This is a genomic window from Bradyrhizobium centrosematis, assembly GCF_045571495.1.
Classification (GTDB): Bacteria; Pseudomonadota; Alphaproteobacteria; order Rhizobiales; family Xanthobacteraceae; genus Bradyrhizobium; species Bradyrhizobium centrosematis.
In genome coordinates, this window is the sequence record NZ_CP120703.1 from 5,520,396 (window position 1) to 5,546,658 (window position 26,263).

Here is a 26,263-nt window from a genome sequence, read left to right on the forward strand (position 1 = left end):
GGTAGAATGAAGACGTCTCGGTTCAAGGGACAGCCTGACTGCGTGCCCTGCGGCTCATTCACGCCGGAACATTCAGCCCATTTTGAAATTCTAGAGGCACCGCCGGCCTGACCACATCTGGGCGCCTCATTGGGCTCAGTGGGTCAGGCGATCGGTGGTTCTGACCATCTTGCTCTCCGGAGGATTTGGACATGAGAACGACCTATGCCCAGAATGCGCGGCCGGCCGGCGTCGCCGCGCGCGGTGCTTCAAGCAGCAGGGCGTACCGGCTCTGCGCAAATGGTGTCGGTAAGGAGTGAGCGATGCTGCCCGTCTCGTCGCTTCCTATGATCCATTCCGAACGCGGGCTGTCCCGCTATCTGAACGAGATCCATCGATTTCCATTGCTCGAGGCGCCGGAGGAGATCGAATATGCGCGCCGCCTGCGGGATCGCGGCGATCCTGAGGCGGCCTACCGGCTGGTGACCAGTCATCTGCGCCTGGCGGCGAAGATCGCGCTTCAATATCGCCGCTATGGCCTTGCCATCGCCGATCTCATTTCCGAGGCGAATGTGGGGTTGATGTTGGCTGTCAAGCGGTTCGACCCCGAGAAGGGCTTTCGGCTCGCGACTTACGCGAGTTGGTGGATCAAGGCGGCCGTGCAGGAATACATCCTCAGATCATGGTCGCTCGTCAAGCTCGGCACCACGGCGGCGCAGAAGAAGCTGTTCTTCAACCTCCGCAAGCTGAAGAGCAGGCTCGGCGTCCCGGAGGACGGCGATCTGCGTGCCGATCAGCTCAAGCAGATTGCCGGCAGCCTCAAGGTGAGAGAAGGCGACGTGATCGAGATGGACGGCAGGCTGCGCGGCGACATCTCCCTCAACATGCCGCTCAGCGCGGACACCGAGGGAGACGAGTGGCAGGATCGGCTGGTGGATCCCTCTCCCGATCCGGAGAACCTGCTGCTGGAGGCGAGCGATCGTGAACGAGAGAGGACTGCCCTCGCCGAGGCGCTCGTTGCGCTGTCTCCGCGCGAGCACAGCATCGTCAAGGCTCGATATCTGGACGAGCCGCAAAAGACGCTGGAGCAGCTTGCCGGCCAGTTCGGCATCTCGCGCGAGCGAATCCGGCAGATCGAGCAGCGTGCGCTGCAGCGGATCAAGGCAAAGGTCTGCGCCCGTCTTGCTGATACGGGCCCTGCCGCGGTCCCCCCGACTGCTGATCGGCCAAAAGGCCGATCAGCACCTGGTGCAGATGTCAGGGATAATGCGCTCGGCGGAAAACTCGGGGCTCCGGCGCCCATTGCGGCGCGGCTTCTCGGTATCGCTGCGTGAGACCGCCGCGGAGCTGGTCGCAAGCTGCCGCGTGGGCACGGCCGAGCTCCGTGCGTCTCCGCGCGGAAGATCCGTCTCCTTGGCCTGGAGGACGTTGATCATTCCCAACAAAGCAACTCCGACAACGACGCCTCTCATTTCTCATCATCCTCCTTTCACTTGCATGTGCGTCGACAGCGGAGCGGCCCCGCGGCCGCTCCGGCGCCTCAGCTCATGGCAGGTTGTGGCCGGGCTTGGTCGTGCGGGGTCGCATCGAGACGGATACCCGATGGCCCGAGCACCGGCGACAGCAGCGTATCCACCTTCATGGTGGCATTGGTCCGCTCCCAGTTCGACCACGGCATCGTGTCCAGGTATGGGATCGGCGGCAACGTCAGCCGTTCGAAAGTGTCTGCTGCGTTGGCTGCCGAGCCGGCGCTCTCGGCACCATGGCCCGCAACGGGCACGAGAGAGAGGCTGGCAGCGACAGCCGCGGCGGCAAGGTGCCGCGCCATTTGCGTGTTCTCCGCGCGAGCGGAGAAAGTACGATGCTTAATCATCTCATCCTCCAGTCGTTCGAAAACAGATCCGTTGATCGTGACAACACTCAGGAAAGCGAGCCCGGCGGCAGCGCCGGGCTCGCTCGTTCTTTAGAAGTCCATCGCCGGAGCGGTTGCCGCTTCGGCCTTCTTCGGCTTGTCAGCCACCAGCGCTTCGGTCGTGATGAGCAGTGAGGCGACGGAGGCCGCGTCCTGCAAAGCGGTGCGCACCACCTTGGCAGGATCGATCACGCCGGCCTTGACCATGTCCTGGTACTCGCCCGTCGCCGCGTTGAAGCCCCACGTGTATGTCTCGTTCTCGAGGAGCTTGCCGACGACGACCGAGCCGTCCTCGCCCGCGTTCTGCACGATCTGCCGGGCCGGCACCTGGATCGCGCGCCGCACGATGTCGACGCCCGCCTTCTGGTCGGCGTTGACGGTCTTGACGCCATCGAGCGCCTTGAGGGCGCGCAGCAGCGCCACGCCACCGCCCGGCAGAATGCCTTCCTCGACGGCAGCCCGCGTCGCGTGCAGCGCGTCGTCGACGCGGTCCTTGCGTTCCTTCACCTCGATCTCGGTCGCGCCGCCGACCCGGATGACCGCAACGCCGCCGGCGAGCTTGGCCAGACGCTCCTGGAGCTTCTCGCGGTCGTAATCCGAGGTCGTCTCCTCGATCTGCGCCCTGATCTGCTGGCTACGCGCCTCGATGTCCTTCTTGGCGCCGGCGCCGTCGACGATCGTGGTGTTCTCCTTGTCGATCACCACCTTCTTGGCGCGGCCCAGCATCTTCACGGTGACGTTCTCGAGCTTGATGCCGAGGTCTTCGGAGATCACCGTGCCGCCCGTGAGGATCGCGATGTCTTCCAGCATCGCCTTGCGGCGGTCGCCAAAGCCGGGCGCCTTGACCGCGGCCACCTTCAGGCCGCCGCGCAGCCGGTTGACGACCAGCGTGGCCAGCGCCTCGCCTTCGACTTCCTCGGCGATGATCAGAAGCGGCTTGCCGGATTGCACGACCTGCTCGAGCAGCGGCAACATCGTTTGCAGGCCCGACAGCTTCTTCTCGTGGATCAGCACATAGGGGTCCTCGAGCTCGACCCGCATCTTCTCCGCATTGGTGACGAAATAGGGCGAGACATAGCCGCGGTCGAACTGCATGCCCTCGACCACCTCGAGTTCGGTGTGCAGGCTCTTGGCCTCTTCGACGGTGATCACGCCCTCGTTGCCGACCTTCTGCATGGCCTCCGCCAGGAAACGGCCGATCTCGGTATCGCCGTTGGCGGAGATGGTGCCGACCTGCGCGATCTCGTCGTTGGAGGTGACCTTCTTGGCGTGCGACTTGAGGTCAGCCACGATCGCGTCCACGGCCAGGTCGATGCCGCGCTTGAGGTCCATCGGGTTCATCCCGGCGGCGACCGCCTTGGCACCTTCCTTGACGATGGCCTGCGCCAGCACGGTCGCCGTGGTGGTGCCGTCCCCGGCGAGATCATTGGTCTTCGAGGCGACCTCGCGCACCATCTGCGCGCCCATGTTCTCGAACTTGTCCTCCAGCTCGATCTCCTTGGCGACGGTGACGCCGTCCTTGGTGATGCGCGGCGCGCCGAACGATTTCTCGATGACGACGTTGCGTCCCTTGGGACCGAGCGTGACCTTCACCGCATTGGCCAGTGTGTCGACGCCCCGCAGCATGCGCTCGCGGGCCTCGGTCGCGAACTTCACGTCTTTGGCAGCCATGTTTCAAACTCCTTTCCGTTCGATGACTGTCAGTTACGCCGCCTTCTTCAGCGCGCCGGCCTGTTCGACGACGCCGAGAAGATCGCTCTCCTTCATGATCAGGAGCTCCTCGCCCTCGATCTTGACCTCGGTGCCCGACCACTTTCCGAACAGCACCCGGTCGCCGATCTTGACGTCGAGCGGCACGAGCTGGCCCTGCTCGTTACGTGCACCCGGCCCAGCGGCGATAATCTCGCCCTGCTGCGGCTTCTCCTTGGCGGTGTCGGGAATGATGATGCCGCCGGCGGTCTTCTCCTCGGCATCGATGCGGCGCACGAGCACACGGTCGTGCAACGGGCGGAAATGCATGCACATCCTCCTTGAGTAGGTTCAGCGATGTCCAAAATCCGGGTCCGGAACCGGCCCCCGGGCGGAAAACGACCTAGGAGCAGGCCGATTTCGGTTCAAGAGGGCCAGGCAAAAATTTTTGATCGCGAGCGACACCCGCCGGGTGGAGCAGTGCAGCGTGACCGGCGGAAAAATTCGGCGGCCGGAAACTAAGCTTTAAGATGCACGCGTTCGTCCCCCAGCGAGATCCGCAGAAGATCTCGGCAACGCCATCCATTCACGCCGCCGATCGGTCCAGCAAGCCGTGCTGGAGCCTATCGAGCAGGCGCTGCTCGCGCGCAATCCGGGCGCGATAGAGCTCGCGTTCGGCCTCGCTTTTGGCTCCGGCCAGCAGCACACGATAGTGCCCGATCACCTTCTCGCTGCCGCGGATGAGGAGCTCGCGGACGTCACTCATCGTTCCGCTCCCGCGGCTGTGGGTACCAATGATGCGTTGGGAAGGGTGAACGCGGCCGGGATGGCATCGGCGGCAAGAGCTTCGAGCGCGGCCTGCTCCTCTGCGAGGCGTCGTTCGATGAACTGGCGCTCGAGGTCCGATAGCCTGGTCTTCAGCAGGCGTCGATAACGGGAGACGTTGTTGCGGTGCGCGCGGACGCGGGCGAAATCCAGATCGAGCATCATCGTCACTCCTGACGGTCTTTCACGGTCCTTTTCGGTTGAGGTTGCCGGAAGAAGCTTCTTCCGGCGTCAAAAATATTCAGGCGCGCCGAGGTGTCAAGATGCTCGCCCGGCCGCGGCCGCGACGCCGGCTTTGGCAAGGCGCACCGCGGCAACGACACTCGAAATCAAGGCAGGTTGTCCCGCAGGAAGATGTCGATGCGGATGCGCTCCTGGTCGGGGCTGATCGGCTCGCCCGAACAATGCGCGAGCAGGATTCGCGCCGCTGACCGCGCCTCATGGCCGGCGTCCTGGTTGATGACGGCGTCGAGCGTGCCGCGAACCAGGAATCGCCGCGTATGCTCGGTCAGCTCATGGGTGATCCAGACCACTTCGCGCGCGCGGCCCGAGGCCTCGAGCGCGTCGGCGATGCCGCGGTTTCCGGCGCCGCAGCAATAGATGCCGCGCAGGTCGGCATGACGGGCGAGCAGCGCAGCCGTGAGTTTTCGCGTGCGATCACTGTCGTCGCGGCCTTCGATGACCGGTAGCGTGGACAGGTTCGCATACTCGCTGGACAGGATCTGGTGGAAGCCGAACTGCCGTTCGGTGTGATCGCGCAGCGACAACGATCCCGCAATCACCGCCACCGTGCCCTCGCGCCCGGCAAGAAAGCGCCCCATCAGAGTCGCTGCGGTGCGGCCCGCGGCCGGATTGTCGATGCCGACATAGTGCACCCGGGACGAGCTCGGCGCGTCCGACACAAGAGTCACCACGGCAACCCCGCGCGCGACCAGCTCGTCGATCGCGGCGCGAACCCGGGGATGATCGAGCGCGATGACGGCGACGCCCTGATAGGCCGGCGAGAGGGTCTCCAGCGCACCGGCGAGCACATCGGGGTCGAACACGTCGACATGATGGATGTCGATGAAGCCGCGCTGGCCGGCGAGCCAGCCGGCGGTGCGCGCCACCTGCTCGGTCAGATTGGTCATGAAGCTGTTGCTGCCCGTCGGCAGCACGAAGGCGAAGCGGAACGTCTGCCCCCGGGCGAGCCGCGCCGCCGCAACATCGGCGCGATAGCCGAGCTTTGCCACTGCGGCTTCGACACGTGCGACGGTCTTGGCGCGAACGCCCTCGCGCCGGTTGACCACGCGATCGACGGTGGCCAGCGAAACGCCCGCCGCGCGCGCGACGTCCTCGAGCGTGGCGCGAAGCACCGGCTGGGTCGCGCCTTCAGTCATTCGCGCGCGGCCCACAGCATGCCGCGAATCATCAACGTCCGGATCTCCGGGACGTCGAGCTCGTAGGCGCGGTGGCCGAGCGAGGAATAGAACACCCTCCCCGCGCCATAACGCTTCTTCCACACCACGGGCATCACCACGCCGTCGATCCAGGGCGCGTGCTCGCCGGTGAAGGTCGTGGTTGCCAAGACCTCGTTGGCGGGGTCGACATGCATGTAATATTGCTCTGACCGATGCTCGAAGCTCTTCAGACCCGTCATGATGGGATCATCCGGTTTCGTCAAGTCGACCTTGTAGTCGATGATGTTGCCGGGATGGGCGACCCACTGCCCGCCGCACAGGAATTGGTAATCGACCGACTCGCGGAAGGCATCGCACATGCCGCCATGATGGCCGGCCAGGCCGACGCCGCCGCGCACCGCATCGCAGAGATTGAGCGCTTCCGCCTTCTCGATCTTCGACATCGTGTAGATCGGTATGATCAGCGACAGATCGTGAATCGCGGGATCGGCAAAGGCTGCCGTCGTGGTTTCGATCCGCACCTCGAAGCCTTCCGCCTTCAGCCAGCCACGGATCATCGAAGCGCAGAGATCGGGATCATGTCCCGGCCAGCCGCCCCATACAATCATTGCCTTGCGCATGGTCATTTTCCTCAATCGATCTGTCCGGTTTCGCGCCCCGTGGGCAGCATCGCCGGCCGCTCGACGCGGCTCTCGATCTTGACGCGGCGGCCCTCGTCGGCGGAGGTCTGGAACGCCTCCATCACCTCCAGCACGTGGAAGGCGAGCGCGCCGCTGGCGCGATGCGGCCGTTCGTGCAGGATCGCGGAGGCCATGTCGGCGACGCCGATCGAGCGGAATTCGCCCTCGACGTGACCGTGCGTCAGCGGCATCGCCTCCCATTCACCGCCGGTCTTCGCCACCTGCACCTCGCCGCCGAAGCGATTTGGATCAGGCACCAGCATGCTGCCCTTGTCGCCGTAGATCTCGATCGGCGCATGCCGATGTTTCGGCACGTCGAAGCTCATCGTGATCGATACGACGGCGCCGCTCTCGAACTCCAGCGTCCCGGCGACATGGGTCGCGACCTCGACCGGAATCAGCGCGCCGTTCATCGGCTGGCTGGTGACGATGCGCTCGGCCTTTGGACGCGCGGTCGAGCCCATCACGCTGGCGACCGGACCGAGCAATTGCACGAGATCGGTGATGTAGTACGGCCCCATGTCGAGCATCGGCCCGCCGCCGCGCAGGTAGTAGAAACCGGGCGCCGGATGCCAGCGCTCATGGCCGGGGCAGCCGAAGAAGGCGCTGCCCGCGACAGGCGTGCCGATCGCGCCGTCGTCGATCAGCTTGCGCGCGGTCTGATGGCCGCCGCCAAGGAACGTATCGGGTGCGCAGCCGACGCGCAGATTCTTCTGTGCAGCGAGCTCCATCACCTTGCGCGCCTCGGCGACATTGATGCCGAGCGGCTTCTCCGAATGAACGTGCTTGCCGGCACTCAGCACCGCCAGGCTGACGTCGGTGTGGGCGAGCGGCACCGTGAGATTGACGACGATCTCGACATCGTCACGCTTCAGCAATTGGTCGACCCGCATCGCCGGCAGACCGAAAGCCGCTCCCTGGCGCTCGGCAACCTCGCTGCGCATGTCGGCGAGCGCCCTGACCTCCATGACCGGAAAGCGCTGAGCCGCCTTGAGATAGGCGGTGCTGATCACACCGCAGCCGATGATTCCGACGCCGACTTTTCTCATTGTGATCTCCAGATATGGCTCATCCCTTGACCGCCCCTGCGGTGAGGCCGGCCACGATGTGTTTCTGCGCCAGCAGGAACAGAATGATCGTGGGCAGGATGGTGAGCGTGATGAAGGCCAGGATCAGGTGCCATTCGGACGAGTATTCGCCCTGATAGACCATGATGCCGAGCGGCCAAGGATACAGCGCATCGGTGTTCAGCATCACCAGCGGCAACAGATAGGCATTCCAGCTGTTGACGAAGGTGATGGTGCCGACGGTCGCCAGGATCGGGCGCGACAAGGGCAAAGTCACATAGCGGAAGAATTTGACGTAGCTGCAGCCGTCGACCAGCGCGGCCTCGAGCAGCTCATATGGAATGTCCTTGAAGAAGCGGCGCAGCAGCAGCACGCTCATGGCGAGGCTGAACGCCACCTGCGGCAGCGCGACGCCGAAATAGGTATCGAGCAAGCCGAGATCCCGCACCTTGATAAAGAGAGGCAGCACGGCGGTCGCGGCTGGAAACAAAAGGCCCAGCGTCAGATAGCTGAGCAGCATCGATGAGCCGAAGAACCTGACATGGGCGAAAGCGAAGGCGGCCATTGAAGCCGTGATCAGCGTGAGCGTCACCGCCAGCGTCGAGATGATCAGGGAGTTGCGCAACAGCTGCCAGTAGCGGGCCGAGAACAGGATGTCGGCGTAGTTCTGCCACTCCCAATGCCTGGGCAGGCCGAACGGATTGACGCGAAGGTCGCCGAGCGACTTGAAGCCGCCGAGCAGGGTCGCGAGCAGCGGCACCAGCACGAAGATCGCGATCAGGCCGAGGAACAACGCCTTGAACAGCCCGGCGGGATCGAATGCGCGTCTAGCCCCGGCACTATTCATCGCGCATGAACCATCGCTTGTAGGTGAAGGCAAAGGTCACGCAGATCGCGAACAGGATGACGCCGATGGCGCTGCCATAGCCGACCCGCATGCGCGAGATGCCGTTGTTGTAGAGAAAGCTCACCATGGTGTTCGACGAGTCGGCCGGTCCGCCGCGCGTCAGCGGCATGACGAGATCGAACAGCTGCAAGGAGCCGATGATGGCGAAGAACACCGACAGACGGATCGTCGGGTAGAGCAAGGGGATCACGACATGGCGCAGCGTCTGCGTCCGCGTCGCGCCGTCGATCCGGGCGGCCTCGACCAGGCTCTTGTCGAGGCTTTGCAGCGCGGCGATGAACAGCATCATGTGGAAGCCGAAATACTTCCAGACCACGACGATCAGCACCGCCAGCATCGCCGTGTCGGTCGAGGCCAAAAGATGCGGAGGCTCGGCGCCGAACGTGCGCCAGATCGAGGCGACGAGGCCGTAGTCGCCGTCGTAGACGAAGCTGAAGATCAGGCCCGTTGCGATCTCGGCGAGGATATAGGGCATGAAGAACAGCATGCGCAGCGCCACAGCGCCACGAAAGCGTTCCGCGAGCATGAGGGCCAGCGTCAGCGCAAGCGGCAGCTGGACGGCGAGCGAGACGGCGATGATCAGTCCGTTGTTGCGCAGCGCGAGCCAGAAAGCGCGCGTCTCCAGCACGAAGCGGTAATTGTCAAAGCCAATCCAGTTCGTCGGCCTGCCGAAGCCGTTCCAATTGAAAGCCGAGTACCACGCCGCCTCGCCGATCGGCAGCACCACGAACAGCGTAAACAGCAGCAGCGCCGGCGGCAGGAACAGGATCAGGACCGTGAAGCGGCCGTCCCAGCTGGGGCCGCGAACCGCAAGCGGCGAGGACGTCGGCTTCACGACGCCCATCGCCCACGCGCTCGCGATGCGCCGTTGCAACATCAATTGCCCTGCTTCCAAGCCGCTTCGATCGCTTTCGCAGCGTCCTGCGGGGCCATGCTGCCGCCGGCGATCTCCGCGGTGACGTCGTTGACGACGCGGCCGACCGAGGGGCCGAGGCTCTGATCGTAGAAGTTCTGGTGGTAGTTCGACTTCGACAGATTGGCCGCGATCAGCTTCATGAAGGAATTGTTGAGGCCAGCATCGGCACCCTGCACCACCGGGATGATGAAATTGGCCGCCGCAAGCCGCGTCTGCACGTCCTTGGAGACGAAGTATTTCAGGAAATCGACGGCCTCCTTCGGCGAACCCTTGGTGATCAGCCAGCCGGTGATGCCGCCGAGAGTGTCGGTCGGCGCGCCCTTACCGCCGGCGACGACCGGAAAGTCGAACCAACAGATCTTGTCTTCGCCGAGACCGACCTTGTCCGCCGCGAGCGCGCGCTGCAGATGATAGACGGTCGAAATCGCGAGCGTCATCGCGGCCTTGCCGTCACCGAAATAGCCGACGGCCTGCGGATTCTTGAAGCCGAGGAAGCCGTTCTGGAACGGCTGGAGATCGACGAGCTGCTTGAACAGCTCGCCGGATTTCTGGAAGGTCTCGCCGGCGAAACCGCCGTTCTCCCCGCGCAGCGCTGCATCGAACGCAGCCTTGCCGCCGATGCGCACCGCCAGATGCGTCCAGTAGAAATGCAGCGGCCATTTGTCGGCGCCGCCGACCACGATCGGCGTCACGCCAGCGCCCTTCAGCGTCTTCACGGCGGCGAGCAGATCGTCCCAGGTCTTGATCGCGGCCGGATCGACCTTCGCTTTCGCCATCAGCTCCTTGTTGCAGAGGAAGCCGACCTGCGACAGCGCGGTCGGCAGGCCGTAGACCTTGCCATTGCTGGTGAAAGCTGCGAGCGCCGCCGGTGTCAGGCTGTCGCTGTAGCCCTTCACCTGATCAGTGATGTCCTCGAGCACGCCCGCCTCGATCTGGGTCTTCAAAACCCCGCCGGCCCAGCTGTAGATGATGTTCGGGCGATCCTTGGATTGCAGGATCGTCGGCAGCTTGGCCTTGTAGGCCTCGTTCTCGAGGAACTGCATCTCGATTTTGACGCCAGGATGCGATGCCTCATAGGCGCGGGCGACCTCGTCCCAGATTTTCACCTGGGCCGGGTTGGCTTCGATGTGCAGCCATCTCACCGTGGTGTCGGCTGACGCGGCATTGGCCCAAAGCAGGCATGCGACAGCGGCGAGTCCCAGTTTCCCGAGCAATCTCATCACATCCTCCCAACCAGCTTTTATTCTTTGGTGCAATCCTGCCCTCAATTTTTGAGGTACGCAACACAAAATCTGATCTATGCACCTCACCGATGGAATGGCTAAGGTTTGGAAAAAGAGTCGGTGGCGGCCCGCCGCGCCGGCACAACAAACCGAGGTGCCTATGGCTGCCATTTACTCCGACCTCGCCGGCAAGGTCGTGCTCGTCACCGGTGGCGCATCCGGCATAGGCGCTGCGATCGTGCGGCGCTTTGCCGAGCAGAAATCGAAAGTCGTGTTCTTCGACATCAAGCGCGACGAGGGACAGCGCCTGGCACGCGAACTGTCCGCCCAGGGGATGGCCGCGCATTTCCAGCATGTCGACCTCACCGACATCCCCGCACTCCGTGCCGGCGTGGTCGAGGCACGCAAGGCATATGGCCCGATCAACATCCTGATCAACAATGCCGCGCATGACGAGCGGCACAACACCGAGGAGATGACGCCGGACTATTGGGACGACCGCATCGCGGTGAATCTGAAGCACCAGTTCTTTGCATCGCAGGCCGTGCTGCCGGACATGAAGGCAGCCAATGCCGGTGCCATCATCAATTTCGGCTCGGTGTCGTGGATCGCAGGACAAGGCGGCATGGCCGCCTACACCGCCAGCAAGTCAGGCGTGATCGGGCTGACGCGCTCGCTGGCGCGCGACTACGGCCCCTACAACATCCGCGTCAACGCCATCGCGCCGGGCTGGATCATGACCGAGCGGCAGCTGGAGAAATGGATGACGCCGGCCGGCGAGATCGAGTTGCAGCAGCGACAATGCCTGAAGCGCAGGCTGGTGCCGGACGAAGTTGCGAAGTTCACCGTCTTCCTCGCGTCCGACGAGGCCTCCGCCTGCACCGCTCAACACTACATCGTCGATGGCGGCTGGGTCTGAGGCGGGGTGAGGATGGCGGGGCGCAGGGCCGATCCGTTGCAGAGCTGGTGCAGCAGCTCGGCGGCCAGCCAGACGCGCGCCGCCGTCCGATGCTATCCCCTCTTCTCATCAAGCAGCTTGGCCACACGGCGCAAGCCGAGCAGATAACCCTGGGTGCCGAAGCCTGCGATGACGCCATCAGCTCGTTTGGACACAAACGAATGGTGGCGGAATTCCTCGCGCTTGTGAACGTTGGAAATATGCACCTCGATCACCGTCCCCTCGAACGTGTTCAGAGCATCAAGGATGGCGACTGACGTATGGGTGAAAGCTGCGGGATTCATCACGATCCCGGCAGCTGTCTCGCGCGCCTCGTGGATCCAGTCGATCAGCTCGTACTCTCTGTTGGATTGATGGAAACGAATCTCCAGGCCAAGCTCGTTGGCCAATGCTCGACAATCCCGCTCCACGTCCGCAAGCGTCTCGTGGCCGTAGATGTGGGGCTGGCGCTTGCCGAGCAGATTGAGATTAGGCCCGTTCAGGACGTAGACAAGGCGACTCATGGAAGACCTCCGTTCAGTGATGGGCAAGGATTTCGCCAAGGAACTGCCTGGTGCGTGCGTGCTGTGGGTTGCGGAAGAAAGCGTCGGGCGCGCCTTCTTCGACGATCTGCCCTTCGGCCATGAATATGACCCTGTCGGCGACCTGGCGAGCAAAGCCCATCTCGTGGGTGACGCAAATCATGGTCATGCCGTCATTGGCGAGGCCGATCATCGTATCCAGCACCTCCTTGACCATCTCGGGGTCGAGCGCCGAGGTCGGTTCATCAAACAGCATCACCTTGGGCTGCATGCACAGCGCGCGCGCAATCGCGACGCGCTGTTGCTGACCGCCCGAAAGCTGAGCCGGATATTTCTCAGCCTGGTCACCGATGCGCACGCGCTCGAGGTATTTTCGCGCGGTCGCCTCCGCCTCGGCCTTGCCGATGCGGCGCGCGCGAATGGGCGCGAGCATGCAGTTCTGCAAGACCGTCATGTGCGGAAAGAGATTGAAGCTCTGAAAGACCATGCCGACGTCCTGACGTACGACATCGATAGCCTTGATGCTGTCGTCGAGCCGGTGACCGTTCACCACGATGGTGCCCTGCTGGATCGGCTCCAGGCGGTTGATGCAGCGGATCAGCGTCGACTTGCCTGAACCGGACGGGCCGCAGAGCACGATCTTCTCGCCCCTCCTCACGGTAAGATCGACGTTGCGGAGAGCTTGGTACCCGCCGTACCACTTCTGCACGCCCTTCATTTCGATCAGGATCTGGTCCTGCATGCTGGTCTCCGCCGTTGGGCGGCGGCCAACGCGGATCGCGTCGGCCGCTCGCGGTGGCTACTGGACGGTGAAGGGAACGCCGGGGACGGAGTCCGGGAAGACAGGAACCGGGACCTTCATCCATTTGGCGTAGAAACCGGCCAACTTGCCGTTCGACTTGATCTCGTCGATGAACTTGTTGGCCGTCTCATTCCACTCCTTCTCTCCGAGGCGCGTACAAGCGCCGTTGTAAAGCGCGGTGAAGTGAAGCTTGGGCTCGAACCCCAGCTCCGGCTTTGCAGCGTTGAGGCGCTGCGGATAAAACAGATTCGCGCCGACTGCCTGGACCTGGCCAGAGAGCAGCGCCTGGATGGTGGCGGCGTCATCGTCGAATCTGCGGATCTGGGTCCCGGACGGGGCGTTGTTGGTCACCTGGGTATCCTGCGTGGAGGACCTGGGAACGCCGATGACGTACTTGCCCATGTCGGCATTGCTGTTGATCGGGGTCGCCTGGGCCGCGACAAGCGTGATCTCGTTGGCGACGTAGGGCTTGGAATACTGCACCGCCTTCGCACGCTCGGGCAGCATGGCCATGGTTGCGAACAGGATGTCGACGCGGCCCGTGGTCAGCGCCGGAATGCGATTGGCCACCGCCAGAGGGACGAACTCGGCCTTGACACCGAGATATTCGGCGAAGGCGCGCCCCACGTCGGCATCGATGCCATCCTGCTTTCCCGAGCTGTCGACATAACCCCAGGGGGGATTGTCGCCCTGAATACCGATGACGACGACACCCTTCTTCTTCACGTCTTCCAACGTGCCCGCCTGCGATTTGCCGGCGAGAGCGATGGCTCCCAGCGTCAGCACGGCAATGCCGAATTGGCGACGATTGAGTGAAAACAACATGAGTATCTCCTCCTGGTGATGGCTGTTTGTGATTGAGTAGGTGCGCCGTTCCTACCTTTGACCGGCCAGGGCAAGCCTGGCTTCCATCCGGCTGCCCCACCATGAGAGGGGCCAGCAGAGGATGAAGTACATCGCGCCGACCACGCCGAAGACGAGCAGCGGCTGGAAGGTCTGGTTCGATACGATTTGACCGGCGCGAGCGAGTTCGATGAAACCGACAATGGCGGCAAGCGACGTGCCCTTGATGAGCTGCACGAGATAGCCGATGGTCGCGGGCAGCGAGATGCGGATCGCCTGCGGCAGCACGATATCGCGCATGCGGGACGAATAGTGCAGTCCGAGCGCCAGCGCCGCCTCGGTCTGGCCACGCGGCACGGCCTGTATCGCTCCGCGCCAGATCTCGCCAAGGAAGGCGGAGGCATTCACGGTGAAGCCGATCGCCACCGCCACGAAGGCGTCGAGCTTCAGCCCGGTGAGCGCCAATCCGTAATACACGACGAAGAGCTGCAGCAGCAGCGGAGTGCCCTGGAATATCGCGATGTAAATGCGGGTGATCCATTCCACGCTGCTATGACCGCAGGTGCGCAGCAATGCGACCGCGAGCCCCGCCGTGCAGCCGCCCACAAACGCGACCAGCGTCAGCAGCACCGTCCATTGCAGCCCACGCAGCAGGAAGCCGAACTCGGCAAGACCAAAATGCGGTGTCATGATCGCTCCCTCAACGTGTCGGATAGGAGAAGAAGCGGTGGGAAACGACGGCAAAGCCCAGCATCAGCAGCCAGGAGATCGCGAGATACAGGAGGGTTACGGAAAAATAGACCTCGAAGCTGCGGAACGTGTCGCTTTCGATGCGTTGCGCAACCGACGTCAATTCGTAGGCCGATACCGCCGAGCAGATCGAGGAGGTCAGCGTCAGCATGATGAACTGCCCCGTGAGCGAGGGGTAGATCGCGCGAAGCGCGGGCTTGAGCACGATGAAGCGGAATACCTGTCCTTTGTGCAGGCCGAGCGCGTAGCCGGCCTCTATTTGTCCTTTATGAATGGACTGGACGCCGCCACGAATGATCTCGATGGCATAAGCGCCGCCATTGACACCGAGCGCGATAATGGCAGTCGCGGTCGGATTGAGCTTCAACCCGACGAGCGGCAGCGCAAAGAACAGAAAGAAGATCTGCACCAGGAAAGGCGTGTTGCGTACGATCTCGACGAAGCCGATGACGATGGCCCGCAACCAGGCCGCCTTCGAATCGCGTGCCGCGACCCCGGCGACACCGATGATCATCGCGAGCGTCATGCCGGCAAGCGCCAGGCCCAATGTCCCCACGCATCCCCACAGCAGCGCGGGCATGGCATGCCAAACCACCGAGAAATCGAGCGTGTAGCCCATCTTGCGTTTCCTCTCGGGCGTTGTACGTGCCGCTCGCCCATCGGCCGGGTGTCACCCTCCCAGGGATGCAAAAGTGGCGAAGAAGACGTCTGGATCAGGTGAGATGCCCGTGAACAGGCGGAATGCTTCGGTACCCTGGAAAATCGCCATGCCGCCGCCATCGACGGTGCGGCAGCCAAGGGCGCGCGCCGTGCGCAGCAATGCAGTCTCCAGCGGGAAGTAGACGATCTCGGCGACCCACAGATCGGGACGCAGCAGGGCCGTCGGCAGCGGCGTGCCCGGATATTTGTCCATGCCCACCGGTGTCGCGTTGACAATTCCGTCTGCAGCAGCAACGGCGGCCGCGACATCCTGGCCGACCTTCAAGCGCGCTTCTGCAAATCGCGGGGACAAGCTGTCGACCACGCTCTGCGCCTTGGCCATGTCGACGTCGATCATGGTCAGTTCCCGCACGCCGAGCTTCATCAGCGCGAATGCGACCGCAGCCCCCGCGCCGCCCGCGCCGAATTGGACGACACGACCGAGCGGGGCACCTTGCATGTTACGGCGAAAGTTCTCGGCGAAGCCAAACCAATCGGTGTTGTGGCCGGTCATTCGACCGTCCCTGATGACCACGGTGTTCACGGCGCCAAGGGCCTCCGCGTCGGGCGAAAGCTCGTCCAGGAGCGAGAGAATCGCCTGCTTGCAAGGATGGGTCACGTTCAGCCCATCAAAGCCCATCCGCTTTGCCGCCGTGAGCAACTCCGGCAGCGCTTCGACTCCGAGTTTCAGCTCAGCCAGATCGACCTTCTTGTAGAGATAGCGGATGCCGGCGGCGTCGGCGGCCGCTTCGTGCATCGGCGGGGTGCGGGACGCCGCGATGCCGCTGCCGATCAGGGCGACGAGGAAGCTGGACTTCGGGTGCATGTCGGGCATCGCGCGTCAGCTCAGTGGAACGGTCAGTTCGGCGATGACCTGAGCCGTGCCCGGCCGAACGCCGCGCCACCAGGCAAAAGCTTCGGCCGCCTGCTCGACCAGCATGCCGACGCCATCGGCCAGCTTGGCTACGCCTTCGGCGCGGGCCGCTTGCAGAAATGGAGTCAGCCCTTTGCCGTAAGCGAGTTCGTACGCCAGCTCCGCACCACGGAAGACATTGCCGGGAAGCGGCGGCATCTCACCGCGCAGGCTGGCCGATGTCGCGTTGACCACGATGTCATAGCCCTCGGCAAGATCGGCCAGCTCGGCATAGCCATTGACGATCAGAGGACCACAACCGGCAAGCTCTTCGGCCAATGCCACAGCCTTCGATAAGGTACGATTGACGAGAACCAGCTCGGACGGCTCCTGGCGCAGGAAGGGCAGCAGCGCGCCACGCGCCGCGCCCCCGGCACCGAGCATCAGGACGCGCCGGCCGGCCATTTTGACGCCGAGATTGGCGGTGATGTCGCGCACAAGGCCAATCCCGTCGAAATTCTCGCCAATGATCCGATCGCCGTCGAACTTCAGGCAGTTTACGGCGCCAGCTCGGTCGGCGCTCTCTGAAAGCTCGTTTGCGTAGTCGAAGGCATCGAGCTTGAACGGGGCAGTGATGTTCAGCCCCTTGGCGCCCTCTGTCCGGAATTGATCAACCCGTTCGCTGAAGCCACCGAGGGGACCCTCGATCGCCTCATAGACAACATCCTGTCCTGTCATTCTGGCGAAAGTGCCATGAATGAGAGGTGATTTGCTGAAGCCGATCGGATTGCCGATCACCGCATAACGGTCGCTCATCGCTCACTCCTGCACTGCGACTTCGCTGTAGAGGACCCCGTCGCGCACCATCGCCTCGACGAGCTCGGCCGAAAATCCCAGCGACTCCGCAATGCGGCGATTGTCCTGACCGAGCAGCGGCGCCGGAGTTCGCACCGTGGTGTCGCAATCCGAGAACCGGAACGGCAAGTTCGGCAACGTCACCTTGCCGAGCACAGGATGCTCCTGCTCGACCAGCATGCCACGCGCGTGGATCTGCGGATCCTTCACGACCTCTTCGATCGTCTGCACCGGAGCGGACGGCACACCTGCTGCCTCAAGTGCCGCCAGACAGGCGTCCCGAGATGGTTGCGACTGCGTCCAGGTGCGCACGATCTCCATCGCTTCAGCATAATGGGCGTTGCGCGCAGCAGGCGTCGTGAAGCGTTCGTCGGATGCCAGATTGTCTCCGCCGATCAAATTCGCCAATCGTCGCCACGCATCATCGACTTGCGCGGCGATGACAAGATTGCCGTCCCTGGCCGGAAAGACGCCGTAGACGGTCGAGTCCGGCTGTCCGCTGCCGGTCTGCTTCGGCAGATCGCTCCCCCCGGAGAGGAAGTAGCGCTGCACCGCATAGTCGTGCATCGAGACCATGCAGTCGTACAGCGCCAGATCGATGTGTTGACCGCGCCCGGACGATGCGCGGCCGACCAGCGCGGCATTGATGGCAGCCACACCGTGAATGCCGGTGTACATGTCGGCCAGTGGCATCCGCAGCAGCGGCGGCGCTTCACCGGGATTACCCAGCTGCGCCAGGGCGCCCGACATCGCCTCTGCGATCAGGCCGAAGCCCGGACGGTCGGCATAGGGACCGGTGTGACCATAGGCGGAGACCGAACAATAGATCAGTCCGGGAGTCCGCGCCGAGAGCGCCTTGTAACCGAGCCCGAGGCGCTCGAGGGCGCCGGGGCGGTAGTTCTCGATGAAGACGTCGGCTGTGTCGACCAGCTTCATCATCAGGTCGAGGCCACGCTTGTCGCGCAGATCGATACACAGGCCCTGCTTGCCCATGTTCTGCTGCAGGAAGTAGCCGGATTGTCCGTCCTTGAAATAGCCATGGGCGCGGCCCGCATCGCCTGCCTTCGGACGCTCCACCTTGATGACTTCCGCACCCATCGCGGCGAGGCAGCGGCCCATGAACGGACCCGCCAGGAAATGGCTGTAGTCGATGACGCGAATGCCCTTGAGCGGCAGATCTTGGAGCGGCAGATCCTGTGCGGTCATGCCTGGCCTCCCGCGACGCCGGTCTTCGGGCGCATCGGAATCATCAGCCGGTGCTCGCCGAGCTGCACCACCTCCCCGCGCTGATTGATCAGCTCCGAGGGCAGCACCACGATGCCCCACCCTTCCCGCTTCGTGGCACGCATCGCGCCGACGCGGAACTTCACATGCACGGTGTCGCCGAGCTTGATCGGCAGCTTGAAATCCCAGGTCCAGCCCAGCGACATTCCCGGCAGGAAGCGGTAATCGGCACGGGTCTTCAAGCCGTCGGCTAGCGACAGCCCAAACAGCCCATGCGCGACGCGCGTGCCGAATGGTGTGGTCTTGGCGTATTCCTCGTCGACATGGACCGGCGTGAAATCACCGGTCAGTTCGGCATAGGCATTCACCATCGCTTCGGTGACCGTCACCGAGGGGGTGACGCATTCATCACCGACCTTGGCATCGTCCCAGTAGCGCTCATCGGTCATGTCGCGTGTTCCTTAGGCCCGTGGATTGATCGCCAAAGCGGCTTCCACGGCACCCGCACTGGCTTGCAAGATTTCGACGTTCAGCCCGCCCGGCAGCTCGAGCCAGTTCGGCCCGGCGGGCAGTGCTTTGGCGCCCCACGCGGCAGCACGGGCGAGCACACCTTCGTAATCGTCGACCATGATGCCGAGATGGGCGAGACGCCCCTCTGGTCCGACGAAGTTCGGATCCTCGATGAGTTGCACGCTTCCGAGCACCCATACCTGACGCGGGCGCGCGCCATCGGCCGGTTGCTCGTCGCGGATGGCAAGACCAAGCACCTCACGAAAGAAGTCGACGTGACGATCAACGTCCGGCACGCGGATCGCGACGTGTTCGACGTAAGCGCGGGGCAACGACATCGTCTCAGGCCTTTCCTGGATAATCGCTGCGGGCATATTCGAGCCCTTTGATCAACGCGACGAGGGTCGAATTGACGGGGGTCGGGACATTGAACTTCGCCCCCCAACGCACGACGGAGCCGTGAATGTAATCGACCTCGGTCAGGTTGCCGGACTGCAGGCTCTGCAACATCGAGGTCTTGAATTCGGGCGGCAGTCCAGCGGACGCCATCGTCCAGGCACGGCGCGGGTCGGCAATCGAGATCTTCACGCCGGCGGCCTGCGCGACCGCAATGCCCTCTGAAATCGCTGCCAGCGCACAATCTTCCAGGATGGGAAGCGAATAGAGGCCGCCATAGGTCAGGCCGGTAATGGCGGTAATTCCTCCGCCGGCGACGTTGATGAACAACTTGTCCCACATCGTGCCCAGGATGTTGTCGCTGAGCAGCGTGAGAATGCCGGCACGATTGAAAGTCTCGGAAATTCGCTGTGCGCGTTCCGTCAAGCGCCCATCAAGTTCGCCGATGATCGTTTCCTTGCCGATGACCCCGGAGCGAACATGACCGGGACCGAGCAGCACGCCTCCCACGTAGGTCTTGCCCGCCATGACCCGGTCACGACCGACTTCCTCCGACAGGATGTCCTCGTGGCCAAGACCGTTCTGAAGCGACATCACAACCGTCTGCGGCCCGATGATCGGCGCAGCGGCGCGGATGGCGTCTCGCGTGTGGTAAGATTTGACGAGGACAATGACGAGGTCCGCCTCGACGCCAACCTGGGCCGCAGACGTGCAGGCCGTGACCTTCACGACGGCCTCGGCGCCACCTTCGAGAAGGTGAAGCCCGCGGGCGTTGATCGCGTCAACATGGGCCTGGAACGGATCAATCAGCCAGACCTCGGCTCCACCGCGCGCCATTGTGCCGCCAATGGTCGAGCCTAAGGCCCCCGCTCCGATAAAGCAGATCCTCATCCGAACGCTTCTCCCAGCGCCTTTCTTGGCGTTGGTCGGGTGGTAGCAGGCTGGTCGACATTAAGATATGCTATGATCCTTATAGCCATTATTGCGAATTGCAATGATACATCCGGATCACACCGAGACGAACCTGCTTGACCCGCGCCTGCTCAGGTTGTTCGACGCATTGTTCACCACGGGCAGCGTCACCAAGGCAGCCGAGAAACTCGGTCAGAGTCAGCCGACCATTTCGATTTGGCTGGCGCGGCTGCGAAAGGAACTGGACGATCCGCTCTTCATCCGCTCAGCGGAGGGGATGCTGCCGACGCCGCGCGCCGAGGCACTCATCGGCACGGCAAGGCAGGCGCTGGAAATGCTGCGTCGCCTGGCCGAGCTTCGTACGGATTTCGATCCGACGACCGCAAAACGCCGTTTTACCATCTGCATGACGGATGGAAGCCACGTCACGCTGCTTCCGTCCATTCTCGCTCACGTCCGCCGCGTTGCCCCCGGCGTTCGTATCGAGGCGACACAGATCGGCGCGGACACCCCACGGATGCTGCGATCCGGAGAGGCCGATCTGGCGCTCGGCTACATCTCGGATCTCGATGCGGGACACTTCCAGCAGGCGCTGTTTCCGCAGGATTGGGTCTGCCTGGCGAACGCAAAACATGCCCGGATCCGCGACCGCATCACCACAAAGGATTTCAGGCGTGAGGCCCACGTCATCATTCGCTCCGGCACCGGACATCAATTGCTCGCGGACGCGTTACAAGAGCAGCGGATGGTCCTTGACGTTGCCCTCGAGCTCCCCGGCTTTTTGGGATTACCCGCAATCGTGGGAACGACCGACGTGATCGCCACCCTTCCAAGGCACATTGGCGAAACGCTGGCTCACTACTACGGACTGAACGTGCTCAATTGTCCGCTGGCAATCGCCGGCTTTACCGTAAAGCAATATTGGCACGCCCGCTTCCATCACGATCCGGCAAGCCAATGGTTGCGTGGCGTCTGCGCGGAGCTTTTTCAACAGCAGGAAGTGCGCGGTCTACATCGTTCCGGTCGGGCAAGGAAACGAAGGCCGCGCCATTTGCGGTCGTAGTGGTCCCCAATAGCGGGCAACGACCGCCCCGAGGCCGCCGGCTGGGCGGACTGCGGCCGGGCTGCAATTTTCCACTGCTTAACGAACGAACTCAACGGCTTAAACACTGGCTGGGGCGGGAGGGATCGAACCTCCGAATGGCGGAATCAAAATCCGCTGCCTTACCGCTTGGCTACGCCCCAACAGCGACCAAAGGAACGGCGGAAGACCTGGCTACCGCAGATTCCCTCGGGTGGCTGCCGGTCTATAGGGAGCGGCGCGGCATTTCAACCGCCTGGAGCGGCAAAATACCACGCGGGGCCGACGATCCCGCCGGTCCTCTCTTTATTATCGAGAGATCCGGGCTGCGGTCCGGCGCCCGCCCCAGCCCGCGGCCATTGAGACCGCTCCCGTTTCGTGAGAATACGGCGCCAATATTTGTCCACGGGAGTGAGCCATGACCTACCGCGCGCCGATCAATGACATGCTGCTGTCGCTCAACCATGGCGCCGGCCTCAAGGCCGCCGTGGAGGCCGGTCATTACGGCGATTTCGACGCGGACATCGCCGCAGCCGTGCTGGAGGAAGCCGGCAAGTTTGCATCCGACGTGCTGGCGCCCCTCAACAAGATCGGCGACGAGCACGGCATCAAGCTCGACGACGGCAAGGTCACGACCGCGCCGGGCTGGCCGGACGCCTACAAGCGCTGGATCGAAGGCGGCTGGAATGCGGTGTCCGGCCCGGAGAATTTCGGCGGCCAGGGCCTGCCGATCGCGATCAACGCCGCCTGCACCGAGATCTGGAGCGCGGCCAACGTCGCCTTCGGCCTCTGTCCGCTGCTGACGGCCTCGGCGATCGAGGCGCTGGACGCGCATGGCAGCGACGAGTTGAAAAAGATCTATCTCGAAAAGCTCGTCTCGGGCGAATGGACCGGCACGATGCAGCTCACCGAGCCGCAGGCCGGCTCCGATGTCGGCGCACTGCGCACCCGCGCCGAGAAGCAGGCCGACGGCACCTATCGCATCAAGGGCACGAAGATCTTCATCACCTATGGCGAGCACGACATGACCGACAACATCGTGCATTTCGTGCTGGCCCGCCTGCCCGATGCTCCTGCCGGCACCAAGGGCATCTCGCTGTTCCTGGTGCCGAAGTTCATGGTCAACGCCGACGGCTCGCTCGGCGCACGCAACGACATCTATGCATCCGGCGTCGAGCACAAGCTCGGCATGCATGCCTCCCCCACCTGCACCATGACCATGGGCGATCACGGCGGCGCCATCGGCTTTCTGATCGGCGAAGAGAACCAGGGCATGCGCTGCATGTTCACAATGATGAACCAGGCCCGCCTCGGCGTCGGTCTCGAGGGCGTCGGCGTTGCCGACCGGGCCTATCAGCAGGCCTTGTCGTATGCCCAGGAGCGCAAGCAGGGCCGCGCCGTCGGCAAGAAGGGCGACGGCTCGGACGCGATTTTCGTCCACCCCGACGTCAAGCGCATGCTGATGCGGATGCGGGCCCAGACGGCCGCCGCACGCACCATCTGCTATGCGACGGCGGTTGCGATCGACGTCTCGACGCGCGCCAGGGATCCGAAGGTTCGCGCCGATGCTGCCGCGCGCGCGGCACTGCTGACGCCGATGGCCAAGGCCTATTCCACCGACATCGGCAACGAGGTCGCCTATCTCGGCGTGCAGATCCATGGCGGCATGGGCTTCATCGAGGAGACCGGCGCGGCGCAGCACTATCGCGACGCCCGCATCACCGCGATCTACGAGGGCACCAACGGCATCCAGGCCATCGACCTCGTCACGCGCAAGCTCGCCGCCAACGGCGGCGCCTCGGTGTGGGCGCTGCTCGACGAGCTCGCCGCAACCGTCAGCCAAGTCGAAGCCTCCAACGATCCCGCCTTCGGCACCACCGGCGCGAAATTGCGCGAAGCGGTCGAGGCGCTGAGGCGCACCAGCAAATGGCTGCTGGAGCGCGTGACGTCCGCACCGAACGAGGCGCTTGCCGGTGCGACGCCCTATCTGCAGCAGTTCGGCGCGACGCTCGGCGGCTGCCTGCTGGCCTCCGAGGCGCTCGCCGCCAAGGCCGACGCCAACACGGACGCCGCGCGCTACGTCGCGCTCGCGCGCTTCTTCGCCGAGAACATCACGGTGCAGGCCGGCGCGCTCGAGCGCACCGTGACGGAGAGCGCCGAATCGGTTGCGGCGGCGGATGCGGTGTTGCTGGGGTAAGGCGGCCTTGTCGCCTGGATGGCGCGTAATCCCGGCTACGGGCTGCCCCTGCAGCCAGAGATCGAGCCCCGCGCAGGGCAAATGCCCGGCTTTTTCAGGAAACATCGCCGCCAATTGTCGCGATGAGCGACGGTGCCAGGCGGGAATTGCGCTGAAAAGGTTGAGCCAGTGCATTGGCACGCCTGCGGGATGATGTAGGCTGGAGGTTCAGCGAGACTCGCACAGCGGCGAGCGCAGGGGGCTCTCATGCCGAATGGCAATATCGTCGTCACCGAGGAGCGCGGAACGCGCGTGATCACCCTGCGCCGCCCCGGCAAGAAGAACGCGATCACCCAGGATATGTACCGGCAGATGAGGAGCGCGATCGACACCGCGCAGAACAACTCCGATATCCGCTGCATGATCATCACCGGCGGTTCTGGCGTGTTCACCGCCGGCGATGACATCGACGATTTCATGCACGCCGACACCTCGCGCCCCGAAACGCTGTCGGAGGCCGCCAAGTTCCTCTATTCGCTCGCCCTCAACCTCAAGCCGATCATCGCGGCCGTCGACGGCGCCTCGATCGGCATGGGCACGGTGATGCTGTTCCACTGCGACTACGTGCTGGCCTCGAACGCTGCGACCTTTTCCGCGCCCTACATCCATCTCGGCCTGGTGCCGGTCGGCGCAGCCAGCCTCCTGATGCCGAACACGATGGGATACCAGCGCGCCTTTGCAATGCTGGTGATGGGGCGGACCTTCTCCGCCGCGGAAGCGCATGCCGCCGGCTTCGTCAACACCGTGGTGTCGCCGGGACATACCGAGGTCGAGGCGCGCAAGGTGGCGCGCGAGATCTGCCGCCTGCCGGCCGAGGCGATCGCGACCTCACGCAAGCTGCTGCGCGGCCCGTCCGAAGAGCTCACCCGCCGCATCGACCAGGAAGGCCATCTGTTCGGCGAACGGCTGAAGTCGGACGAAGCGGTGGCGGCGTTCAACGCGTTTGCGAACCGGAAGAGGCGGTGAGGTGCGGACCCGGCTATCACCCTCCTCTGGAGGGCAGGGCCATATGGCATGCACGATGTGGCGGCATCGTCACTAAGCTCCCTCTCCCGCTTGCGGGGGAGGGCTGGGGTGGGGGTGTCTCCGCGTCGGGATTGTTAGGGCATTGAGGAAGATGTCCCCTGCGTAGCGAGAGCCCTCACCCGCCGCGCTCTGCGAGCGCGTCGGCCTCTCCCGCAAGCGGGAGAGGCGGAGCAAGCCCGCAGGCAGTGCTCGTGAAATCCATATGCGATAGCTCTGCCTTCAAAGGGCGGGTGCGGAGCGCGCGGCACGCGCGGTGCTTCAACAAAAGGTTTCGTGAAATCTTCGCGCGGTACGACTAGTCTGGTTCCATGAGATACGTAGTCCCATGCATTCTTGCCGCGCTCGCCCTCGCTACCCTGCCCGCTTCTGCCCAGACCGCAGCCCCCGTCGAACTGCGTATCCTCGCGATCAACGATTTTCACGGCAATCTGCGGCCGCCGCCGGGCGGCATCCGCATCAACGATCCCGAGGACAGGTCGAGAAAGGTGATGGTGGCGGCCGGTGGCGCTGAATACATGGCGACACTGGTGAAGCAGCTGCGCGAGGGACACAAGAACACGATCTTCGTCGCCGCCGGCGACCTGATCGGCGCGAGCCCGTTCCTGTCGGCGATGTTCCACGACGAGCCTTCCATCGAGGCGCTCTCGATGATGGGGCTCGCAATCACTTCGGTCGGCAATCACGAATTCGACGAGGGCAAGGCCGAGCTCCTGCGGATGCAGAATGGCGGCTGCCATCCGGTCGACGGCTGCCAGGGACCGCATCCCTTCACGGGCGCCAAGTTCCGCTATCTCGCCGCATCCACCATCGAGACCGCGACGGGCAGCAGCGTGCTGCCGCCTTACGAGATCAGGGAATTCGACGGCATTCCCGTCGCCTTCATCGGGCTGACCTTGAAGGAGACCGCCGGCATCGTGTCGCCGTCGGGCATCAAGGGGCTCGAATTCCGCGACGAGGCTGAGACGGTGAACGCACTGGTACCGCAGCTGAAGGCGCGCGGCGTCGAAGCGATCGTGGTGCTGATCCACCAGGGCGGCGAGCCCGCCGGCGACTACAATGAATGCCCTGCCATCACCGGACCGATCGTCGACATCGTGAAGAAATTCGACCGCGCCGTCGACGTCGTCGTCAGCGGCCACACCCACCGCGCCTATGTCTGCGACATCGACGGGCGGCTCGTCACCAGCGGCGACAAATACGGCACGCTGGTCACGGCGATTGACTTGAAGCTCGATCCCGTGACGCGCGACATCGTCAGCGCCAAGGGCGAGAACGTCATCGTCGCCAATGCCTCGCTGGCAAAGGACGCCGAGCAGACCGCGCTGATCGAGGCTTATGACAGGCTGTCGGCGCCGATCGCCAACCGGCCGGCCGGATCGGTGACGCAGACGCTGTCGCGCGTTCCGAACGAGGCCGGCGAAAGCGCGCTCGGCGACGTCATCGCGGACGCGCAGCTTGCCGCGACCAGGGATGCCAAGGCTGGCAGCGCTGTCATCGCGCTTACCAATCCCGGCGGCATCCGCACCGACATCGTCCCGAAGGAGAACGGCGCGATAACCTTCGGCGACGTCTTCGCCAGCCAGCCGTTCCGCAACCGCCTCGTCACGATGACGCTGACGGGCAGTCAGCTCAAGGACATGCTCGAGCAGCAATGGCTGGACCCGAAGCGGCCGCGGATCCTCCAGGTCTCGAATGGATTCAGCTATGCCTGGGATGCGTCCAAGCCATTCGGTGAGCGCGTGATGGCCGAAAGGATGACGCTCAACGGCAGCCCGATCGAAGCTGGAAGTGGTTACCGCGTCACCCTCAACGATTACCTTGCCGTCGGCGGCGACGGGTTTACCGTGGCCAAACAGGGCACGTCGCCGCAATATGGCGGATACGATGCGGACGCGCTGTTCGCGTTCTTCCGGGCGCACGGACCGATCGGTCCACTCCCGCCCACCCGCATCCTGAGGGTGAATTGATCGGGATCAAACGGCGAGGCCCCGGCCCCTTT

General features: G+C 63.9%; 28 protein-coding genes and 1 tRNA gene. 6 read left to right on the forward strand and 23 right to left on the reverse strand.

The annotated features are described in order from the left end of the window. Positions 1-302 precede the first annotated feature (302 nt). Entirely contained in the window at positions 303-1,313 is a 1,011-nt protein-coding gene (rpoH, locus tag P6U31_RS26320; RefSeq protein WP_407184668.1) for an RNA polymerase sigma factor RpoH, read from the forward strand. 206 nt (positions 1,314-1,519) lie between these two features. Here the strand turns inward: rpoH and P6U31_RS26325 are convergent, their stop codons facing one another. The 11 genes from P6U31_RS26325 to P6U31_RS26375 form a co-directional block, all read right to left on the reverse strand. Then, positions 1,520-1,852, reverse strand: a complete 333-nt coding sequence (locus P6U31_RS26325) for a hypothetical protein (protein ID WP_407184669.1) — start codon at positions 1,850-1,852, stop codon at positions 1,520-1,522. A 90-nt stretch (positions 1,853-1,942) separates the two neighbouring features. Beyond that, positions 1,943-3,562 (reverse strand): chaperonin GroEL, encoded by a 1,620-nt coding sequence (gene groL, locus P6U31_RS26330; protein ID WP_407184670.1) that lies wholly within the window; start codon positions 3,560-3,562, stop codon positions 1,943-1,945. Between the two features lie 33 nt (positions 3,563-3,595). Continuing rightward, complete coding sequence (gene groES / locus P6U31_RS26335) at positions 3,596-3,910, reverse strand: co-chaperone GroES (protein ID WP_407184671.1); 315 nt, start codon at positions 3,908-3,910, stop codon at positions 3,596-3,598. Positions 3,911-4,166: 256 nt separating this feature from the next. Then, entirely contained in the window at positions 4,167-4,346 is a 180-nt protein-coding gene (locus tag P6U31_RS26340) for a hypothetical protein (RefSeq protein WP_407184672.1), read from the reverse strand. Beyond that, positions 4,343-4,570 (reverse strand): hypothetical protein, encoded by a 228-nt coding sequence (locus tag P6U31_RS26345; protein ID WP_407184673.1) that lies wholly within the window; start codon positions 4,568-4,570, stop codon positions 4,343-4,345. Before P6U31_RS26345 ends, P6U31_RS26340 begins: the two co-directional genes overlap by 4 nt. 164 nt (positions 4,571-4,734) lie before the next feature. Beyond that, the gene (locus P6U31_RS26350) at positions 4,735-5,784 is read right to left on the reverse strand and encodes a LacI family DNA-binding transcriptional regulator (RefSeq protein ID WP_407184674.1); all 1,050 of its coding nucleotides are present in this window, start codon (positions 5,782-5,784) and stop codon (positions 4,735-4,737) included. Next, complete coding sequence (locus P6U31_RS26355) at positions 5,781-6,425, reverse strand: ThuA domain-containing protein (protein WP_407184675.1); 645 nt, start codon at positions 6,423-6,425, stop codon at positions 5,781-5,783. Before P6U31_RS26355 ends, P6U31_RS26350 begins: the two co-directional genes overlap by 4 nt. Positions 6,426-6,436: 11 nt before the next feature. After that, positions 6,437-7,534 (reverse strand): Gfo/Idh/MocA family protein, encoded by a 1,098-nt coding sequence (locus P6U31_RS26360; RefSeq protein ID WP_407184676.1) that lies wholly within the window; start codon positions 7,532-7,534, stop codon positions 6,437-6,439. Between the two features lie 19 nt (positions 7,535-7,553). After that, positions 7,554-8,399 carry a carbohydrate ABC transporter permease gene (locus P6U31_RS26365; RefSeq protein WP_407184677.1) on the reverse strand — a complete coding sequence of 282 codons (846 nt, stop codon included), beginning with the start codon at positions 8,397-8,399 and terminating at the stop codon, positions 7,554-7,556. Next, entirely contained in the window at positions 8,392-9,333 is a 942-nt protein-coding gene (locus P6U31_RS26370; protein ID WP_407189949.1) for a carbohydrate ABC transporter permease, read from the reverse strand. The genes P6U31_RS26365 and P6U31_RS26370 overlap by 8 nt, the downstream gene beginning before the upstream one ends. Before the next feature lie 2 nt (positions 9,334-9,335). Beyond that, positions 9,336-10,595 carry an ABC transporter substrate-binding protein gene (locus tag P6U31_RS26375; protein ID WP_407184678.1) on the reverse strand — a complete coding sequence of 420 codons (1,260 nt, stop codon included), beginning with the start codon at positions 10,593-10,595 and terminating at the stop codon, positions 9,336-9,338. A 163-nt stretch (positions 10,596-10,758) separates the two neighbouring features. On the opposite strand from P6U31_RS26375, the gene P6U31_RS26380 reads away from it, so the two are divergent. Continuing rightward, complete coding sequence (locus tag P6U31_RS26380) at positions 10,759-11,517, forward strand: SDR family NAD(P)-dependent oxidoreductase (RefSeq protein WP_407184679.1); 759 nt, start codon at positions 10,759-10,761, stop codon at positions 11,515-11,517. A gap of 92 nt (positions 11,518-11,609) precedes the next feature. On the opposite strand, the gene aroQ is transcribed toward P6U31_RS26380, so the two are convergent. The 11 genes from aroQ to P6U31_RS26435 are packed head-to-tail and all read right to left on the reverse strand — an operon-like array spanning position 11,610 to position 19,900. Next, a complete protein-coding gene (aroQ, locus tag P6U31_RS26385; protein WP_407184680.1) occupies positions 11,610-12,059 on the reverse strand; it encodes a type II 3-dehydroquinate dehydratase in 450 nt (149 codons plus the stop codon). Between the two features lie 13 nt (positions 12,060-12,072). Then, positions 12,073-12,819, reverse strand: coding sequence for an amino acid ABC transporter ATP-binding protein (locus P6U31_RS26390; RefSeq protein WP_407184681.1), 747 nt, complete (start codon positions 12,817-12,819; stop codon positions 12,073-12,075). A gap of 57 nt (positions 12,820-12,876) precedes the next feature. Beyond that, positions 12,877-13,704 carry a transporter substrate-binding domain-containing protein gene (locus P6U31_RS26395; RefSeq protein WP_407184682.1) on the reverse strand — a complete coding sequence of 276 codons (828 nt, stop codon included), beginning with the start codon at positions 13,702-13,704 and terminating at the stop codon, positions 12,877-12,879. Between the two features lie 51 nt (positions 13,705-13,755). Next, entirely contained in the window at positions 13,756-14,412 is a 657-nt protein-coding gene (locus tag P6U31_RS26400) for an amino acid ABC transporter permease (protein WP_407184683.1), read from the reverse strand. Positions 14,413-14,422: 10 nt separating this feature from the next. Further along, a complete protein-coding gene (locus tag P6U31_RS26405) occupies positions 14,423-15,091 on the reverse strand; it encodes an amino acid ABC transporter permease (protein ID WP_407184684.1) in 669 nt (222 codons plus the stop codon). A 51-nt stretch (positions 15,092-15,142) separates the two neighbouring features. Then, positions 15,143-15,997, reverse strand: a complete 855-nt coding sequence (locus tag P6U31_RS26410) for a shikimate dehydrogenase (protein ID WP_407184685.1) — start codon at positions 15,995-15,997, stop codon at positions 15,143-15,145. Positions 15,998-16,012: 15 nt separating this feature from the next. Continuing rightward, positions 16,013-16,840: a shikimate dehydrogenase gene (aroE, locus tag P6U31_RS26415; RefSeq protein WP_407184686.1), complete on the reverse strand. Its 828-nt coding sequence runs from the start codon at positions 16,838-16,840 to the stop codon at positions 16,013-16,015. Between the two features lie 3 nt (positions 16,841-16,843). Next, on the reverse strand, positions 16,844-18,085 hold the full coding sequence (locus P6U31_RS26420) for a CaiB/BaiF CoA transferase family protein (protein WP_407184687.1): 1,242 nt from the start codon (positions 18,083-18,085) through the stop codon (positions 16,844-16,846). Then, complete coding sequence (locus P6U31_RS26425) at positions 18,082-18,552, reverse strand: MaoC family dehydratase (protein ID WP_407184688.1); 471 nt, start codon at positions 18,550-18,552, stop codon at positions 18,082-18,084. The genes P6U31_RS26420 and P6U31_RS26425 overlap by 4 nt, the downstream gene beginning before the upstream one ends. A 12-nt stretch (positions 18,553-18,564) precedes the next feature. Continuing rightward, a complete protein-coding gene (locus tag P6U31_RS26430; protein ID WP_027571023.1) occupies positions 18,565-18,951 on the reverse strand; it encodes a VOC family protein in 387 nt (128 codons plus the stop codon). 4 nt (positions 18,952-18,955) lie between these two features. Beyond that, entirely contained in the window at positions 18,956-19,900 is a 945-nt protein-coding gene (locus P6U31_RS26435) for a ketopantoate reductase family protein (protein ID WP_407184689.1), read from the reverse strand. Positions 19,901-20,003: 103 nt separating this feature from the next. On the opposite strand from P6U31_RS26435, the gene P6U31_RS26440 reads away from it, so the two are divergent. Then, a complete protein-coding gene (locus P6U31_RS26440; RefSeq protein ID WP_407184690.1) occupies positions 20,004-20,984 on the forward strand; it encodes a LysR family transcriptional regulator in 981 nt (326 codons plus the stop codon). A 107-nt stretch (positions 20,985-21,091) separates the two neighbouring features. On the opposite strand, the gene P6U31_RS26445 is transcribed toward P6U31_RS26440, so the two are convergent. After that, positions 21,092-21,166: transfer RNA gene (locus P6U31_RS26445), tRNA-Gln, on the reverse strand. Positions 21,167-21,420: 254 nt separating this feature from the next. On the opposite strand from P6U31_RS26445, the gene P6U31_RS26450 reads away from it, so the two are divergent. From P6U31_RS26450 to P6U31_RS26460, 3 genes are all read left to right on the forward strand, one after another. Continuing rightward, positions 21,421-23,199, forward strand: coding sequence for an acyl-CoA dehydrogenase (locus tag P6U31_RS26450; protein WP_407184691.1), 1,779 nt, complete (start codon positions 21,421-21,423; stop codon positions 23,197-23,199). Between the two features lie 246 nt (positions 23,200-23,445). Next, on the forward strand, positions 23,446-24,204 hold the full coding sequence (locus tag P6U31_RS26455; RefSeq protein ID WP_407184692.1) for an enoyl-CoA hydratase-related protein: 759 nt from the start codon (positions 23,446-23,448) through the stop codon (positions 24,202-24,204). Between the two features lie 368 nt (positions 24,205-24,572). Beyond that, entirely contained in the window at positions 24,573-26,231 is a 1,659-nt protein-coding gene (locus P6U31_RS26460; protein ID WP_407184693.1) for a bifunctional metallophosphatase/5'-nucleotidase, read from the forward strand. Positions 26,232-26,263 lie beyond the last annotated feature (32 nt).

Bases quoted from the DNA above. Each gene is read 5' to 3' on its own strand.
- groES (WP_407184671.1), bottom strand. From the start codon at position 3,910: ATGCATTTCCGCCCGTTGCACGACCGTGTGCTCGTGCGCCGCATCGAT.
- P6U31_RS26380 (WP_407184679.1), top strand. From the start codon at position 10,759: ATGGCTGCCATTTACTCCGACCTCGCCGGCAAGGTCGTGCTCGTCACC.
- P6U31_RS26410 (WP_407184685.1), bottom strand. From the start codon at position 15,997: ATGCACCCGAAGTCCAGCTTCCTCGTCGCCCTGATCGGCAGCGGCATC.
- P6U31_RS26400 (WP_407184683.1), bottom strand. From the start codon at position 14,412: ATGACACCGCATTTTGGTCTTGCCGAGTTCGGCTTCCTGCTGCGTGGG.
- groL (WP_407184670.1), bottom strand. From the start codon at position 3,562: ATGGCTGCCAAAGACGTGAAGTTCGCGACCGAGGCCCGCGAGCGCATG.
- P6U31_RS26360 (WP_407184676.1), bottom strand. From the start codon at position 7,534: ATGAGAAAAGTCGGCGTCGGAATCATCGGCTGCGGTGTGATCAGCACC.
- P6U31_RS26435 (WP_407184689.1), bottom strand. From the start codon at position 19,900: ATGAGGATCTGCTTTATCGGAGCGGGGGCCTTAGGCTCGACCATTGGC.
- P6U31_RS26455 (WP_407184692.1), top strand. From the start codon at position 23,446: ATGCCGAATGGCAATATCGTCGTCACCGAGGAGCGCGGAACGCGCGTG.
- P6U31_RS26340 (WP_407184672.1), bottom strand. From the start codon at position 4,346: ATGAGTGACGTCCGCGAGCTCCTCATCCGCGGCAGCGAGAAGGTGATC.
- rpoH (WP_407184668.1), top strand. From the start codon at position 303: ATGCTGCCCGTCTCGTCGCTTCCTATGATCCATTCCGAACGCGGGCTG.
- P6U31_RS26350 (WP_407184674.1), bottom strand. From the start codon at position 5,784: ATGACTGAAGGCGCGACCCAGCCGGTGCTTCGCGCCACGCTCGAGGAC.
- P6U31_RS26405 (WP_407184684.1), bottom strand. From the start codon at position 15,091: ATGGGCTACACGCTCGATTTCTCGGTGGTTTGGCATGCCATGCCCGCG.
- P6U31_RS26450 (WP_407184691.1), top strand. From the start codon at position 21,421: ATGACCTACCGCGCGCCGATCAATGACATGCTGCTGTCGCTCAACCAT.
- P6U31_RS26365 (WP_407184677.1), bottom strand. From the start codon at position 8,399: ATGAATAGTGCCGGGGCTAGACGCGCATTCGATCCCGCCGGGCTGTTC.
- P6U31_RS26395 (WP_407184682.1), bottom strand. From the start codon at position 13,704: ATGTTGTTTTCACTCAATCGTCGCCAATTCGGCATTGCCGTGCTGACG.
- P6U31_RS26430 (WP_027571023.1), bottom strand. From the start codon at position 18,951: ATGTCGTTGCCCCGCGCTTACGTCGAACACGTCGCGATCCGCGTGCCG.
- P6U31_RS26440 (WP_407184690.1), top strand. From the start codon at position 20,004: ATGATACATCCGGATCACACCGAGACGAACCTGCTTGACCCGCGCCTG.
- P6U31_RS26325 (WP_407184669.1), bottom strand. From the start codon at position 1,852: ATGATTAAGCATCGTACTTTCTCCGCTCGCGCGGAGAACACGCAAATG.
- P6U31_RS26425 (WP_407184688.1), bottom strand. From the start codon at position 18,552: ATGACCGATGAGCGCTACTGGGACGATGCCAAGGTCGGTGATGAATGC.
- P6U31_RS26345 (WP_407184673.1), bottom strand. From the start codon at position 4,570: ATGATGCTCGATCTGGATTTCGCCCGCGTCCGCGCGCACCGCAACAAC.
- P6U31_RS26390 (WP_407184681.1), bottom strand. From the start codon at position 12,819: ATGCAGGACCAGATCCTGATCGAAATGAAGGGCGTGCAGAAGTGGTAC.
- P6U31_RS26355 (WP_407184675.1), bottom strand. From the start codon at position 6,425: ATGCGCAAGGCAATGATTGTATGGGGCGGCTGGCCGGGACATGATCCC.
- P6U31_RS26420 (WP_407184687.1), bottom strand. From the start codon at position 18,085: ATGACCGCACAGGATCTGCCGCTCCAAGATCTGCCGCTCAAGGGCATT.
- P6U31_RS26460 (WP_407184693.1), top strand. From the start codon at position 24,573: ATGAGATACGTAGTCCCATGCATTCTTGCCGCGCTCGCCCTCGCTACC.
- aroE (WP_407184686.1), bottom strand. From the start codon at position 16,840: ATGAGCGACCGTTATGCGGTGATCGGCAATCCGATCGGCTTCAGCAAA.
- aroQ (WP_407184680.1), bottom strand. From the start codon at position 12,059: ATGAGTCGCCTTGTCTACGTCCTGAACGGGCCTAATCTCAATCTGCTC.
- P6U31_RS26375 (WP_407184678.1), bottom strand. From the start codon at position 10,595: ATGAGATTGCTCGGGAAACTGGGACTCGCCGCTGTCGCATGCCTGCTT.